This is a genomic window from Nodosilinea sp. LEGE 06152 (assembly GCF_015207525.1).
Lineage (GTDB): Bacteria > Cyanobacteriota > Cyanobacteriia > Phormidesmidales > Phormidesmidaceae > Nodosilinea.
In genome coordinates this window covers 156,043-171,287 of sequence record NZ_JADEWR010000005.1, presented here as the reverse complement: position 1 = coordinate 171,287, position 15,245 = coordinate 156,043, and the positions used below count along the sequence as shown (strand labels likewise).

The following is a 15,245-nucleotide window of genomic DNA, read 5'->3' as shown; positions in this document are numbered from 1 at the left end:
GGAATACTATTTACTGCCCGCAATGGGTCTGGGCAGACGTGCCTGAGCAAACAACCGTTTTCCCAGGGGGCTGCCCATTTCAAATTGGGGTAGGCAGAACCCGACAGAATGTAAGACGCTACGGCTGGGCAATGGTTGCCGTGATTTGCACAGCGCTCCCTGCGAAATCGCTCTCTAAGGGTCGGTCTCAAACCATCGGCCCTAATCGAGTGGGCAATTGATAGGGCTTCGTGGTAATCAGAAGGCAGTAACGGCATGGTTTTATGTTCATTCCTCCCGGTTTTATGCAGCGATCGCTGGTTCTCGACCAGGGCACGGTGGCCTATGTTGAGGCCAATCCCGACTTTTGGTCTGGGCCACCGCCAAATTCAGTGCCGCTGCTGTTTGTCCACGGCTTTGGGGGCGGGTCATCCAGCTACGAGTGGTCGAAGGTATACCCGGCCTTTGCGGCAGATCACCTGGTGCTGGCCCCAGATCTCATTGGCTGGGGCCAATCTGATCACCCCGATCGCCCCTGCACCACCGCCGACTACCTCGCCCTACTGAGCCAGCTGATCGACAGGCTCTGCCCCGCTCCGCCCGTCGTAGTCGCATCTTCCCTCAGTGCCGCCATGATGGTGCGGGTCGCGGTTGACCACCCCGATCGCCTGCGTGGGTTGATTTTGGTGGCCCCGGCAGGGCTAGCCGACTTTGGTCAAGATCCCAGCGACTCGGCAGTCAATCAGATCGTCAAACTGCCTGTAGTCGATCAGCTGATTTACCGGGGGGCGATCGCCACCAACGATGGCATTCGGTTGTTTTTGACCCAGCGGCAGTTTGCCGACTCCAGCAAAATTGCCGACGAGGTGGTGGCGGCCTACCTTAAGTCAGCCCAGCAGCCTAATGCAGATGTCGCCGCCTTGGCCTTTGTGCGGGGCGACCTCAGCTTTGACCTGGCCCCCTATTTCTCCCGGCTTGCTACCCCCACCGCCATGCTCTGGGGCGAAATGGCCCAACTCACCCCTGTGGAAACCGGCCGTCGTTTAGCCGCCCTCAACCCTGCCGCCATTCGTCGCTTCGAAGTCTTGCCTGGCATTGGGCTCACCCCCCAGCTTGAGCAACCAGGGGTCACAGTTGGCTTAATTCAGCAGTGTCTGGCCGACCTGACTCAGTAGGGCTACTCTAGAGACTGAAAGCCCGCCCCGGTGAGCAACTTGCCCTCGGTATCGATAAAGCCCCAGCCGTTGTCGACCTGCACCCGCGCCCGTCCCTCAGAAAATGGCCCAGCATTGCTGTACTGCGGTTCTACGGCCCAGTCTCCTTTGAAGTTGATATAGCCGTAGCGCCCGTTTTGCTGCACGGCGGCCAACCCTTCCGAAAAATCAGCGGCGTAGGCAAACTGGGCAGGAATAACCACCTTACCCGTGCGGTCAATATAGCCCCACTGGCTGTCGATCAGCACGGCGGCTAAACCCTCAGCAAAATCAGAGGCAAAGGGTAGAGTTGGCTCAATTACCAGGGTTCCAGCGGTGTCGACAAAGCCAAAGTTGCGGCCCTGGCGCACCCGAGCCAGCCCCTCAGAGAAACTAAAGGCCCCGTCGTAGCTGGGGGCAATGGCCATAGTACCGCTGGGGTCAATATAGCCGTAGAGCCTGTCTACCCTAGCTACCGCCAGCGATTCGGAAAAACTCCAGGCATCTTTCAGCGTCGGCGGTATGGCGGGGCGACCGTCGGTGTCGATATAACCGTAGGTTTCCCCTAACTTGATCAGGGCACGACCGTCAACAAATCGCTCAGCCAGGTCAAACTGGGGCTCAATCACCCACTCTCCCTGGGGGTTGATGTAGCCGTATTTGGTGCCTCCCTGTACCGCCGCCAGCCCTCCAGAAAAGGACTTGGCCTGGCGAAACTGCACCGGTACAGCCCACTCTCCCTGCCGGTTGAGGTAGCCAAAGTAGGCTCCTACCTGGGCTGCCGCCAGCCCCTCGGCATAGTCAGCAGCCACGGTGACATTGCTGTCGGCAATCTGAATATTAAGCCTACCCTCGCGATCGATATAACCCAGCTGTGATTTCAGGCGGACCAGAGCTACCCCTTCGGCAAAGTCTGACACCGTATCAAAAAGCAGGGGGCTAGTCATGGCGCTGGCCAGGGCGAGGGGCTGAGGGTTTATGAACTGTAGCATTGTAGTAGCCTGCCGCGATGGGCGCTCGAACCCCTCAGACAAGGGGGCACAGGCTACTACGGCTAGAAGTCCCAGCCCGGTCAAACTTCTTCGCTGCCAGCGCCAGGCTTTGTGCGATCGCGCCATAGCTTCCCTTCGCTTTAGCAAAACTCCTCAGGCAAACCAGCCTGGCTAGGCTGCTTCCCCTGTTGTTACCATGACGGATCTTGTTGCCATCGTGGAGGAATTTTAAGAAAAGCTCGGATTGGTGAGCCAAAACTCAGCCCTGGGTGACGAAAAGTTGGGAGTTAAGCCCATCTGCACTCCTGGGTTGGCTAGTCGCCCAGGTTTAGCGACAGCTGCGGCGGGTGTAGCTCGTGGTAGAGCGCCGCCAGGTCGCGGCGACGATACAGGTGACGGTTGCCTCGCCGTGACGTGCGCCGCTCGCAGCCCTGGGCATCGAGCCTTTGCTGCAGCTCAACGCGGGGGTGGCCAAAGGCTTTGGCGGCCTCCCGCAGCGGCACCCACTGTTCATCAAACTGCTGCCGCAGAGTCTCGTCTGAGGTATTGGCCAGGCGCTCTAGCAGCAGGTTGGCCAACAACCAGCAGGCCTTGGTGTCGGCCATGGCCCGGTGCGATCGCCCGACATCAAAGCCAAAGTGCCGTACTAGCTGCGGCAGGCTGCGGGAGGGCAGATCGGCCAGCAGCAGCCGCGACAAAATTACGGTGCAAAACCGCTGGGCCTCGGGGCGCTTAAACCCCTGCCCCAGCCGCTGGTACTCGGCCTGAATGAAGCTGTAGTCAAAGGCCAGGTTGTGGCCAGTGAGTACCCCCTGGTCGAGGGGCGATCGCAGGGCTTGCCACACGGTGTCGGCGGCGGCACCCTGCTCCACCATAGCCGTCGTGATCCCTGTTAATCGAGTGATGGTGGTCGGTACTCGCACGTGGGCATTGACTAGAAAAGTTGCCTCGTGGGTAATCCCGTGTTCCAGCGACCCCTGCACCACCGCAATTTCAATCACCCTGGCTTCAGGAGGGCGCGACCCCGTAGTCTCAACGTCTACTACCGTGAGCATGGCTTTGGGCAGCTGGCGATAGTAGGCCAACAACTGGTCTGTAAAGAGCGCAGACTGCGCAATGCCGCCCACCGATACAGGAACCATAGTGCAACTACCGCAGGGAACCCTCCTAAGGTGCCACATTTTGCCTACTGCCAGCGCTTTCAGTCCGCAAAATGCCGTAGAACTTCGCACGGTTAGGGCAGAAGACGCTGCGGCCGCTGCTTGGTCTCCCTGAAGCAGCCTCGCTTTGAGCCTGGCTAGGGGGTTAGATATCTTTGGGGGCAGGCTTAGGGCGGAGGCGGGAAAAGCGCTCCTTAATTACCAACCACAGGAAAGGAAAATCGTCTAGCAGGTAGCGCTTCCACAGCCGTCCTGGCTCAGTGCTGAGGCGGTAGAGCCACTCTAGCCCCAGCTTGCTCAGCAGTTCTGGCGCGCGGGGTTTGTTGCCAGCCTCAAAGTCAATGGCGGCCCCTACGGCCAAAAAGATATCGATATTGGGCAGCTGGTCGCGGTACTTGGCAATCCACTTTTCCTGCTTAGGTGCCCCTACCCCTACTACCAGCACGTTGGCCGGCGACTGACGGATCATGTCTAGAATGCGATCGCACTCGGCCTCATCCTTTTCAAACCCAAAGGACGGTGAGTGGGCCTGCACAATAATTTGTCGGCCAATACGAGCATTGATGCGCTCCATGGCCTGGGCCGCAATGCCCTCGGCACCCCCCATCAGGAAGATTTTAATCGCCTCGTTGTGGCGGTGGTGCTCGCAAAACATCGGAAACAGATCCGAACCCGAGATTTTGGCCTTGAGTGGTGTGCCCAAAAACTTGGAGGCAAACATCAGCACCTGGCTATCGCAAACGCGATAGTCAGCCTTGCTGTAGGCCTTAACAAAATCTATGTCCTTTTGCAGCTTCATCAGGTGATCGACGTTGGGAGTGAATACCACGCCCTGCTTAAGCTGACTTAAAAAGTCGTTGACCGAGATATTGTCGATGGGAATGCTCAGAATTTCGACCTGGGTCTGAAGGTGGTCGTACTGCTGCTTGCGCAGTTCTCGAGCCGTAGACTCCAGGGCCGCCTTTCGAAACTGGCGGTAAAGCTGCTTGACCTCGGTGGCTGGAACAGGCTGTTTATCCGGTACCGCTGCAGCTGCGGTCGGGGAGGCATCAACGGTATCAGCAAATGGCGAATCGTTGACCTCTAAACCTAGCTCGACAGCATTGATCACCGAGTTGTTGATCGCCGCGCTATCAACAGCTGACGTGAAAACTTGTCCGGTAGACTGTGACTCCATAGGATCATCCAACTTCTAAGAACCAGAGAGATAACCGATTAACTAAAGTGTTCAGGTGAATGTCAGCTCCATCTCAGGTTGACCTCCCTTATTACTCACCTCTCCATGGTCCATTCGTCAGGGCAGATGCGACCATTGCTACACGCTAACTCAGTGTTATAAAAATAACCAGTCATCTCAGTAGAATCGCGGTATGTGTAAGGCGTGCTCACTGGGCTAGGCGGTATTCTAGGGGAAACCTCCATTGACTTCGGTCAAGTAGGTTGCCAACGATTTTCGTCGGCTCATTCATACTAGGGTAGGGGGCCAGCAAGCATGGATATTTGCAGCCCGGTTCATAAAAGCTGAATACCTCTGTAAAGCTGATTTTGACCTCACAACAATCTGAATCCAGGGGCGCAATACACCTGATAAAACGGGATGCGGCTCCTGATCCTTTAAAATTGCAGCAGTCTAATTCTGTGGGCCAGCGGCTTGGTGACGTCATACCAAGTACAGGTTACCCACAGCGCCCTCTAAACCTGCCGTTACCCATTGCCCCATGACTTCTCCTCCTCGCGATGTTCAGCTTTATGCTATGGCAGCCGGCACCACGGTCCTGCGCTGCCGCAGTTGGAACCGCCTGCGGTTTGAGATTGAGTACGGTTTAGAGCGGGGAACCACGGCGAATAGCTATTTGATTCAGGCCGATCGCACCGCGCTGATTGATCCTCCCGGTGAATCATTTAGCGAAATTTTTCTGGCGGCTTTGGAGCGCCATATTGACCTCTACCAGCTCAATTACATTGTCTTGGGGCACATCAACCCCAACCGAGTCCAAACTTTAAAGATTCTGCTGAAGCGGTTGCCAGAAGTAACGGTAGTGTGCTCAAACCCAGCCGCTCTTGCTCTTAAAGATCTGCTGCCCGATGCATCGCCCCGGCTGCGAGTAATTCGCAGCGGTGAGGATCGCCTTGATCTGGGCCAGGGGCATCACCTCCAGTTTGAGCTGATTCCGACGCCGCGCTACCCGGGTGGGCTGGCCACCTTCGACCCCTACTCCGGGGTGCTTTACTCAGACAAGTTTTTTGGGGCGCACCGCTGCGACGACTCGGTTTTTGATCTCAGCTGGCAGGATTTACTGGAAGACCGGCGCTACTATTTTGACTGTCTATTTGCCGCCAGCGCCCGTCAGGTGCTGGCGGCTCTGGGTCGGTTGACCTCGCTGCCCTTTCAGATCCTGGCTCCGGGCCACGGGCCGGTGGTGCGCTACAGCCCTCGAGAACTGGTGCAGAGCTATCGCGACTGGGGCCAGGCTCAAACCAGCCAAGACCTCTCGGTGGCGCTGATCTACGCCTCGGCCTATGGCAACACCGCTACCATTGCCCAGGCGCTGGCGCGGGGCATTACCAAGGCGGGGGTGTCGGTGGAGTCGATCAATGCTGAGCAGGCCAGTCCCGACGATATCAAAGCCGCCGTTGAGACCTCCGCCGGATTTTTGATGGGGTCACCTACTCTGGGCGGCCATGCCCCTACCCCCATGCAGACGGCCCTCGGCATTGTGCTATCAACGGCCTCGAAGGCTCAACCGGCTGGGGTGTTTGGGTCATTCGGCTGGAGTGGTGAGGCCATTGACCTGCTGGAGGGCAAGCTCAAAGACGGCGGCTACAGCCTGGCCTTTGAGCCAATTCGGGTTAAGTTCAAGCCCACCGATGTCACCCTTAAATACTGTGAAGAGGTGGGGACTGACTTTGCCCAGGCGCTCAAAAAAGCGAAGCGGGCCAAGCAGCCTCGCACCCCGGCCTCGGCGGTAGAGCAGGCGGTGGGGCGTATCGTCGGGTCGCTGTGCATTGTGACGGCTCGCCAGGGCGAGGTATCGAGCGCCATGCTGGCCTCCTGGGTATCGCAGGCGTCTTTTGCGCCGCCGGGGTTTACGGTGGCGGTGGCCAAAGACCGGGCGATCGAGTCGCTGCTGTACCCCGGCAGCTCCTTTGTGCTGAATATTTTGGCGGAGGGGCGGCACCTGGGGCCGATGAAGCACTTTCTCAAGCCCTTTGCCCCTGGCGAAGATCGGTTCGCGGATGTAGATACCGAAGTGGCCGAGAACGGCGCGCCGATTTTAACCGATGCGATCGCCTACCTGGAGTGCACCGTAGACCAGCGCATGGAGTGTGGCGACCACTGGCTGGTCTATGCCACCGTGCAGGCCGGCCGCGTGCTCGATGGCGAGGGCAAAACCGCTGTTCACTACCGTAATACTGGCACACACTATTAAGCTGCGTGAACGACTGGCGCTGAATTGACTACGCCATAACTGAATATGCTACGAGTAAGGATACTGCCCAAAGGGCTGAGCGGCTTGGCTGGAGCACGTTTCGGCCTGCTGTGGGGCCTCGAACTCAGGTCTGGTGGGTCAGGGTAAACGTGGTCGTGGCGCTGGTGGTTTGGGCTTTTTAAGCCTGGGGCACTGCGGTGGTTTGGCACGATTTGGCCCGTACCGCCGACTGCGACGTTAAGCAAACCGCTTTAAAGTTCCAAAGTGTATGCCCGTTGTTTCTCACTGCTCCGATCGCGGCCAGACGCTGCAGTCGGTCTACCGATTTTTAGATCGTCGGCTTAGTCAGGCGAGGCAGAGCCATCAGCCCCAGCTGGTGACCCTGAGTTTTGATATTCCTCCAGTAGATCCACTGCTGGTGCTGGACCGGTTGGCCCCCAGCGGCGATCGCCACCTATACCTAGAAAATCCCATGGCTCAAACATCGATGGTGGGCTTTGGCACAGCACTGGTGTACGAAACCGCTGGGGTCTATCGGTTTGCCCAGGCTCGCCAGTTTATCGATCAGTGGCGGGGCAAAACCCATCGCTATAGCGAAGCAGGGGTGTCCGCTTCCCTCAGCGGAGCCGACTGGGCCCGATTTTTTTGCGCGTTTACCTTCTTTGCCGATCCGCGCGGTGCTGAGGCCACGTTCCCAGCGGCGATGGTTACGCTGCCCCAGTGGCAGCTGGTGCGCCAGGGCCATCAGGGGGTGTTGACTCTCAACCACCTGGTGACATCAACTAGCGATGTAGGGGCTATTCTCGATGGCCTAGCCGACCAGCTGCGGGCGGTAGAGCGCTTGGGCACCAGCCTCTGGCGAGACCTGCGGCCCTCGGCACGACTACCCGTGCAGCCGACCGCTGATGCTGGACGGCAATTCAAGTCGGCGGTCAACCGCGCCCTGGGCTATATGGCCCAGCATCCGGTGCAGAAAATCGTGCTGGCCCACGCCCTTGACTGGGTCAGTGCCGAACCCATTCGGCCCCTAGAGGCGCTGGTTCGTCTGCGGCAGCGCTACCCCGACTGCCATATTTTTTCAGTGGGGCAGGGCAATGGTCAAACCTTCATGGGAGCCAGCCCCGAACGGTTGCTGAGTCTTACCCAGGGGCAGCTTGTGACCGATGCGCTGGCCGGATCGGCTCCCCGGGGTACCGCCCCGACCCAGGATGACTGTCTGGCCCAGGGGCTGCTGCACAATCCCAAGGAGCGGGGCGAGCACCGTCTGGTAGTGGAGTTTTTAGCCCGGCAGCTGCAGGGGGTAGGGCTGTGCCCTCAGTACCAGCCCTGGCCCGGAGTGCGGCGGCTCTCCAATATTCAGCACTTGCACACGCCCATGCGGGCCAGGGTGCCGCGTCACATTCATCCGCTGCAAATTGTGGCGGCGCTGCACCCTACCCCCGCCGTGGCCGGTGTTCCTACCCGTGAGGCCTGTGACCAAATTTTGCGCTTTGAAGAGTTTGACCGCAGCTTGTACGCGGCCCCTCTGGGGTGGGTGGGGGCCAATGGCGACAGCGAGTTTATTGTGGGCATTCGCTCGGCGCTGGTGACCGATACCTGGGTGCGCCTGTACGCCGGGGCTGGTATTGTGGCAGGATCTGACGCCGATCGCGAGTGGGCCGAGATCAAGCTCAAGCTGCGCGCCCTGGGCGAATCGCTGGTGTAGCCGTTTGACCCTGACCCATGACCTTTGACTTTCGCAATACCAACACGCTGTGGGCCTCGGTGCTGACGGCTACCCTGGCCCGGCTGGGGCTAACAACGGCGGTGATTTCCCCTGGCTCGCGCTCAGCGCCTCTGGCCGTGGCGCTGGCTTGCCATCCTGCGATCGAAGCGGTGCCGGTGCTAGATGAGCGCTCGGCGGCCTTTTTTGCCCTGGGAATTGCCCGGCGCACAGGGCTGCCAGTGGCGCTGCTGTGCACCTCGGGTACAGCTGGGGCCAACTACTACCCCGCTGTGATTGAGGCCAAGGAAAGCCGCATTCCCCTGCTGGTGCTGACCGCCGATCGCCCGCCGGAACTGCGCGACTGTGGTTCGGGCCAAACCATTGATCAGCAAAGGCTGTTTGGGCCGTTTCCTAACTGGTATGCAGAGCTGGCGGTGCCGGTAGGAACAGTGGACATGCTGCGCTACCTGCGGCAAACTCTGGTGCAGGCCTGGGGGCGATCGCTCTATCCCGTCGCGGGACCCGTGCATCTCAACTGTCCTTTTCGCGATCCTCTGGCTCCTGTGTCTGACAATTCGGTGGTTGGCCTCAAGGACGTGCTGGACGAGCGGTTTTTAGATTCTCTAGATCGGGTGGCGGCACCGGCAGCCGCGATCGCGCTGGAGAAGCTTCACCCCACCGCTGCCCTAGCCGCTGCGCCACTGCTAGAAACTTGGCAACGGTGCGATCGCGGACTGATTGTCGCTGGTCCGGCTCAGCCAGTGGATGCGCTTGCCTACTGTAAAACGGTTGCGGCCCTGGCCTCCTATTTAGGCTGGCCCGTGCTGGCCGACGGACTGTCGCCGTTGCGCAATGCCGCTGCCCTCAATCCCTATTTGGTCAGCACCTATGATCTGTCTCTGGGGCAATCTGGCGGGGAACCGAACGCCGTGGCTGTAGATCTGGTTCCCGACCAGGTGATTCAGCTGGGTCCATTGCCGACCAGCAAACGCCTGCGCGAGTGGCTGCAAACGACCCAGCCCCGCCGCTGGGTGCTCGACCCCCTAGGAGCCAACCTAGATCCGCTCCACGGCCCGACTACGCTGGTGCCTATGACCCTGGAGACGCTGGCGCTGGCTATTCCTCCAGGGCAGGGCGATCGCCATGACTCTCGGGGGCCAATCCTAGACCACCGCCCGCCCTACCTAAAGCAGTGGCTGACCTTGGAGCACAGGCTGCGCCAGTACCTTGATACCGCTCTAGAGCGTTTAGAGGATCGTTTTGAGGGCAAAGTACCCTGGCTGCTGGCCCGCTGCTTGCCGCCAGGGACTCCCTTAGTGATTGCCAACAGCATGCCCATTCGCGATGTGGAATGGTTTTGGCCACCCAGCGATCGCGGCTTGCGCCCCTACTGCAACCGAGGGGCCAACGGCATCGACGGTACCTTGTCTACGGCCCTGGGGATTGCCCACGGCGGCCCGCCCACGGTGCTGCTAACCGGCGATCTGGCGCTGCTGCACGACACCAACGGCTGGCTCAGCCTGCCCCGCCTGCGGGGGCACCTGACTGTAGTGGTGATTAACAATTGGGGCGGCGGCATTTTTGAACGGTTGCCCATCGCCGCCGTTCCCACCGCCGACGAAACCTGGTTTGAAGACTTCTTCACCACCCCCCAAACCGTTGACTTTAACCACCTCTGTGCCGCCTACGGCATCAACTATGAGCGTGTCACCACCTGGGGCCAGCTAGAGGCCAGCCTGAGCTGCCTACCCGAGCGAGGGGTGCGGCTGCTGGAGGTAAGGTGCGATCGCAAGCAGTCCCACACCCTGCGCCAGCAGCTCCTCACTCCCCCCAAAAACCTGTTGAACCAGCCCTCTAAGCCCTGAACCTAACCCTGTCAAACCATCATCCACCCACCCATCCACCCACCCCTCAACTCCCCTTTGCCTGGGGCAGCCAAAACGTAAACTCGCTCCCCTGGCCCAGCTGGCTCTTAACCTCGATCTTGCCCCCCTGCACTTCCACCAAGCGACGACAGATAGTCAAACCCAGGCCAGTCCCTCCAGAGCTGCGGTTGCGAGAGCGATCGGCCCGCCAAAACCGCTCAAACACGTAGGGCACATCCTCCTCAGCAATGCCAATGCCGGTATCGGCCACGCTGACATAAACGCGCCCGGGCTGAGCCCAGGCGTTTACCGTTACCGATCCCTTCTCGGTGTAGCGCAGCGCATTGCCCAGCAGATTGATCACAATTTGCTCAATGCGGCTGGGGTCGGCATGGACGAGCGGCAGGTCGGGCGGGCACTGCAGGGTAATAGCGACCCGGTCGGTGCTGACAAACTGATCGCTGAAAGGATGCACCACCGCCGTGAGCAGCGGGCACAGGGCTACGGTTTGGGCCTGAATAGGCAGATAGCCCGCCTCTAGCTTGGAAAGCTCCTGGAGGTCATTCACCAGGCGCTGAAGGCGCGTTGTTTCTCCTGCCAGCCGCTGATAAAGCTCGGGCTCAGGGGTGACGGTACCGTCAGCCAGTCCTTCCAGGTAGCCATGAATGATGGTCAGTGGCGTGCGCAGCTCGTGGGTGAGGTCGCCAATTAACTCACGGCGGTGTTCCTCAACCCCCTCCAGATCGGCGGCCATTCGGTTGAAGCTGCTGGCCAAGCGCTGAATTTCTAAAATTTCCGATGGTGGCACTCGGGCGTCTAGCCGACCCGCCGCAAACGATCGCGTGACCTCAGTCATTTGGTCGAGGGGACGAATAATTCGGCGTGACACCCAGTAGCTCAGCCCCCCTGCCGTGCCGCCGCCCACTAAAATCGCCCATAGCATACCGCGGCTCCAGGCCGCCTCAAACCCCTTGACCAGCTGGGTCCGACGCTGCACGCTGAGCACTCCATTCTCGTAGCGCTCCAGCGAAATGATAAACAGCCGGGGTGTGTAAAGGCGGCCAATGACGGCCAGCGTTAAAATGCCAATCCCCATCACCGCTAGGTGAGAGAGAAACAGGCGACTGCGCAGGCTAACTTTGGCCATAACAAAAAACTCAGAGCTGAGTCCAGGACGGGGGTCGGCTAGACCTATAGGCTAGACCAGGTTAGCGTGTTCTAACCAAATACCCGCTTGGGGTTTCGCCGCGACCGGCCCAGTGGGCTGAGGTTGCGGCTTTGACCAGGACTTTTTTCTTTTTTAGGCGAAAGACTCTCAGGCTGGTGGTTTAGGCTGGCGTGTTTTGCAAATCAGGCTGTTCTTCCGGCAAAATAGCCCCCTCTACCGGGCAGACCTGGAGGCAAATGCCGCAGTCAATACAGGTGGAAAAGTCAATCCAGTACCAGTCGGTACCTTTGGTATTTTTGCCGGGTCCTTCATGGATACAGGCGACTGGGCAAGCATCGACACAGTCAGCTACCCCTTCACAGACGTTGGTCACAATAGTGTGGGCCACATTTTCTCCTTACAGGCACAAAACAGTACACAGGAAATTGGTATTTCCCAAGGCGGATGATTGAACTACCACAGCCTGTAACCCTTTCCCCACAAGGAATTGGGCCAGGGTGGCAGCCATCCCCTACGTTAGTTCAGGGCTTCGATATCTGGCAACCCGCTGGGGCCAATCCAGGCGATGCGGCTAATATGGCGCTGGCGGGCCAGGGCGCGGATGGCGGCGGGCGCTTCGTCGATAGCCAGGTGCACCTCAGCCCGTACCAGGCTGGCCGAGGCTCGCAGGGTTTGGGCGTAGGTAAAGGCCGCTGCCGCCGCCTGGGGCACCGTGGGCACCACCAGCCAGTCGCTAGGGGCCGTGTCTTGAGGTAGGAGGCCCGTGGGCAGCAGGGTTTGGTGCAGAGCCTCGATATTGAGCACAAAACCAATGCCCGGAAACCCTTGCCCCTGACCTTGGAACACGCCTAATAGGTTGTCGTAGCGGCCGCCCTGGCCCAACACCTGGCACCCCTGCTCAGGGCCAGTGACAACTTCGAACACCAGGCCTGTGTAGTAGTCGAAGGGTTGAATCAGGCTCAAGTCCAAGGTTAGGGCCGGAGCGGAGCGCTGGCCACCCTGGACCAGTCGTTGGTTGTCTGTCTCGGCCTGCGTGACCTCGCGCACCAGGGCCACCAGCGACTTGAGCCGCTCGACTGCGGTTTGAGCATCGCTGCCTAAGGCAAGCTGCCCAAGCGCCTGGAGAACGTCTTCGGGGTGGCCCCGCAGGTCAAGCAGATTGAGGGCGTGCTGGTGCAGCTCCAGGGGCAGACCTAACGACTCTAGGGCCACCCGGTCGAGGGCCGCAAGAGCCTGACGCACGGCTTGGCGCTGGTCGGGGGGAAAGGGGGCCAGCAGCGCCTGGGTCAGCTGTGCATCACCCAAAATTAAGCACCAGGAGTCGAGGTGAAGGTTGTGGAGACAATCTAGCAGCAGCAGCACAATCTCAGCATCGGCTACCGTGGCCCCGGCTCCCAGCAGTTCTACACCTGCCTGGTAGAATTCTTGCTGTCCACCGTGGCTGGCCTGGGTAGCCTGGCGAAAGACGTTGGCACTGTAGTACAACCGCTGAGGGTACGTCACCCTGGCCAGGCGAGTAACGGCGGTACGCGCGATCGATGCGGTCAGCTCAGGCCGTAGTCCTAAGCGTTTGCCGGCTACAGGCTGCAGCTCAATAACGGCGGCCTGATCGATGGCTCCGCCAGCCATCAGCGTATCCATCTGCTCTACAGTGGAGGTGATGATGCGGTGGTAGCCCCAGCGCTGAAAAACCTGCTCCAGGCGATTTTCAATCCAGTGTTTTTGAGCTACATCCAGGGGAAGCAGATCGCGTGCCCCGGCTGGGGGTTGGTAGGTAATCACTTTTTCTTGCCTCCAAACAGACCAAAGAAACCGCCCCCTTTATCCGATGCCCCCTTGTCCGTCGATTTGGGGTTAGATTTTGCGCTAGCTGTTTTTGTGTTGGCGGTTTTAGCACCGCTGGAAGCCGCTCCAGCCGCTCGATCGACTCGGGCCTGCACGGCCTTTGCTCGTTCATCGTTGGCGTCGATTTCAAGGGCCCGTTTGGCATGGATGCGAGCCATGGTGCCCTGGCCAGCCTTCAGGTACAGCGATGCCAGGTAGCTGTGGCAGGTGCCATCGTTGGGGTAGGTCTTGAGGGCCTCTCGCAGTTCTAGAATGGCTCGACTGTAGTCTTTGTTGATCTCGTACTCCTGAGCCCGATTGACGTAGCTGCCTAGAATAGCGGCCTGGTTTTGGCGGGGTGAGGGGGGCGGGGTAGGCTGAGCCGAGGTCGGCTGACGGGGGGCGGTGCGGGCTGCGGCAGCGGTGCGATCGCTGCTGGTGCTGCGGTATAGATAAACCAGATTCAGCTCGCTGAGAGCACCAATCACCTCAGAGAGGGCATCTAGCTGGTCAAACTGCTCTGCGGCCAGCCCGTTGACCGCCTGGCGATAGGCCGCATCCAGGTGGGGCGCTTTCAGCAAATCTTGAGCGGCCGTTGAGGTCACGGCCGGGGCGGTTCCCGCGCGGCGCAGGGTCTGGCCTTTGAGCTTGAGAATCAACCCGTGCTCGGTGCTAGATTTTTCCTGGCTCAGCGTTTCGTAGGCGGGGTTGACCAGCTTGGAGAGAACCTCACTCGCCTGCTGAGCCTCGGCGGCAGAAGCTCCCGACAGGCTGTCGGGGTGTAGCTTGCGAGCAATGGCTAAGTAACGTTTGCGCACGGCTTTAGCATCGGCGCTAATGGGCACCCCCAGCACCGCGTGATGGTCGTCAAAGTCAGCTTGAAACAGCCCTTGATCTGGTTTCATGGTCACCTACCGGAGGGACGGCTTGGGAAATATACGCTTACGGGTGAAATACTTTTCACTCTACCCAGCCAACCTAAGTTTAACCAGCCCCGGCGGTTTTTATTGGCAGAGGTCTGGCTAAACTGCGGAGCGGGAGGACGCAGCCTAGGTCAGCGGCGGCAGCACCAGGGGTTTAATTTGCCCCAGGGTATGACTCATAGCCTGATGAAGGTGGCCGTTGGTGGCCAGCAGTCGCCCGGCCATAACATCCATCGGGCTACCGTCGTAGGCGGTCACTTTGCCGCCAGCTTCTCGAACCAGAACAATCCCTGCCGCAATATCCCACGGGGCCAGCCCCCGCTCCCAATAGCCATCGAGCCGCCCACAGGCCACATAGGCTAAGTCAATGGCTGCAGCCCCGCCACGGCGCACGCCCTGGCTCAGATGGGTGAAGTGGCAAAATTCGGCGTAGTTGTTGTCTGGGGTCTCGCGGCGATCGTAGGCAAACCCTGTGACCAGAAGGCTTTGGTCTAGGCGGTCAGTCGTTGAGACGTGAATGGGGCGGCGGTTAAGGGTAGCCCCCAGCCCCGTTGCCGCCCGAAACAAGTCGCGATGGACAGGGTCGTAGATCACGCCCAGCACTGGCTCTCCCTCGGCTAGCAGGCCGATGGAAACTGCGCAAAAAGGGTATTGGTGGGTGTAGTTGGTGGTGCCATCCAGGGGGTCGATCGCCCACAGCAGACTGGCCTCGCGGCCTCTGATTACCCCAGATTCTTCGGCTAAAATGCCGTGATCGGCAGGCAGGTGCCGCTCCAGTACCGCCATTACGGCCGCCTCGGCCCCTCGATCGGCCTCGGTAACCAGGTCGCCCGATCGCCCCTTCTCATCAATGCTGGTCAGGTTGCCCCAGTGGTGCTGGAGCACGGCTCCGGCGGCCAGGGCAGCTTCGGTGGCGCTGTCGAGCCAGCGCTGCAAGTCAGACTCAGAGGGCAGGGGCATGAGGAGATGAATGGAAAAGATTTAGCAAGCGTGAGGGGCGATCGC

General features: G+C 59.8%; 12 protein-coding genes. 4 read left to right on the top strand and 8 right to left on the bottom strand.

The window, feature by feature from the left end; genetic code table 11:
- Positions 1-263: 263 nt before the first annotated feature.
- Positions 264-1,154 carry an alpha/beta hydrolase gene (locus IQ265_RS10010; protein ID WP_194052947.1) on the top strand — a complete coding sequence of 297 codons (891 nt, stop codon included), beginning with the start codon at positions 264-266 and terminating at the stop codon, positions 1,152-1,154.
- Positions 1,155-1,156: 2 nt separating this feature from the next.
- Here IQ265_RS10010 and IQ265_RS10005 read toward each other — a convergent pair whose 3' ends face one another.
- The 3 genes from IQ265_RS10005 to IQ265_RS09995 form a co-directional block, all read right to left on the bottom strand.
- A complete protein-coding gene (locus IQ265_RS10005) occupies positions 1,157-2,164 on the bottom strand; it encodes a WG repeat-containing protein (RefSeq protein ID WP_228037758.1) in 1,008 nt (335 codons plus the stop codon).
- Positions 2,165-2,478: 314 nt separating this feature from the next.
- Positions 2,479-3,306, bottom strand: a complete 828-nt coding sequence (locus IQ265_RS10000; protein WP_194052945.1) for a 3'-5' exonuclease — start codon at positions 3,304-3,306, stop codon at positions 2,479-2,481.
- A 163-nt stretch (positions 3,307-3,469) separates the two neighbouring features.
- Entirely contained in the window at positions 3,470-4,501 is a 1,032-nt protein-coding gene (locus IQ265_RS09995; RefSeq protein WP_228037757.1) for a WecB/TagA/CpsF family glycosyltransferase, read from the bottom strand.
- Between the two features lie 541 nt (positions 4,502-5,042).
- Here IQ265_RS09995 and IQ265_RS09990 point away from each other — a divergent pair.
- The 3 genes from IQ265_RS09990 (at position 5,043) to menD (ending at position 10,325) form a co-directional block, all read left to right on the top strand.
- Positions 5,043-6,755 (top strand): diflavin flavoprotein, encoded by a 1,713-nt coding sequence (locus IQ265_RS09990; RefSeq protein ID WP_194052943.1) that lies wholly within the window; start codon positions 5,043-5,045, stop codon positions 6,753-6,755.
- Between the two features lie 268 nt (positions 6,756-7,023).
- Positions 7,024-8,460, top strand: coding sequence for an isochorismate synthase (locus IQ265_RS09985; protein ID WP_194052941.1), 1,437 nt, complete (start codon positions 7,024-7,026; stop codon positions 8,458-8,460).
- Positions 8,461-8,477: 17 nt separating this feature from the next.
- Positions 8,478-10,325, top strand: a complete 1,848-nt coding sequence (gene menD / locus IQ265_RS09980) for a 2-succinyl-5-enolpyruvyl-6-hydroxy-3-cyclohexene-1-carboxylic-acid synthase (RefSeq protein ID WP_194052939.1) — start codon at positions 8,478-8,480, stop codon at positions 10,323-10,325.
- 46 nt (positions 10,326-10,371) lie between these two features.
- Here the strand turns inward: menD and IQ265_RS09975 are convergent, their stop codons facing one another.
- The 5 genes from IQ265_RS09975 to IQ265_RS09955 all read right to left on the bottom strand — a co-directional run bounded on the left by IQ265_RS09975 (position 10,372) and on the right by IQ265_RS09955 (position 15,200).
- Positions 10,372-11,472, bottom strand: a complete 1,101-nt coding sequence (locus IQ265_RS09975; protein ID WP_194052937.1) for a HAMP domain-containing sensor histidine kinase — start codon at positions 11,470-11,472, stop codon at positions 10,372-10,374.
- A gap of 181 nt (positions 11,473-11,653) precedes the next feature.
- Entirely contained in the window at positions 11,654-11,881 is a 228-nt protein-coding gene (locus tag IQ265_RS09970) for a ferredoxin family protein (protein ID WP_194052935.1), read from the bottom strand.
- A 128-nt stretch (positions 11,882-12,009) separates the two neighbouring features.
- Positions 12,010-13,272, bottom strand: coding sequence for an ATP phosphoribosyltransferase regulatory subunit (locus IQ265_RS09965; RefSeq protein ID WP_194053112.1), 1,263 nt, complete (start codon positions 13,270-13,272; stop codon positions 12,010-12,012).
- A complete protein-coding gene (locus IQ265_RS09960) occupies positions 13,272-14,222 on the bottom strand; it encodes a DnaJ domain-containing protein (protein ID WP_194052933.1) in 951 nt (316 codons plus the stop codon). Before IQ265_RS09960 ends, IQ265_RS09965 begins: the two co-directional genes overlap by 1 nt.
- Positions 14,223-14,366: 144 nt before the next feature.
- Positions 14,367-15,200, bottom strand: a complete 834-nt coding sequence (locus IQ265_RS09955; RefSeq protein WP_194052925.1) for an inositol monophosphatase family protein — start codon at positions 15,198-15,200, stop codon at positions 14,367-14,369.
- Between the last annotated feature and the right edge of the window lie 45 nt (positions 15,201-15,245).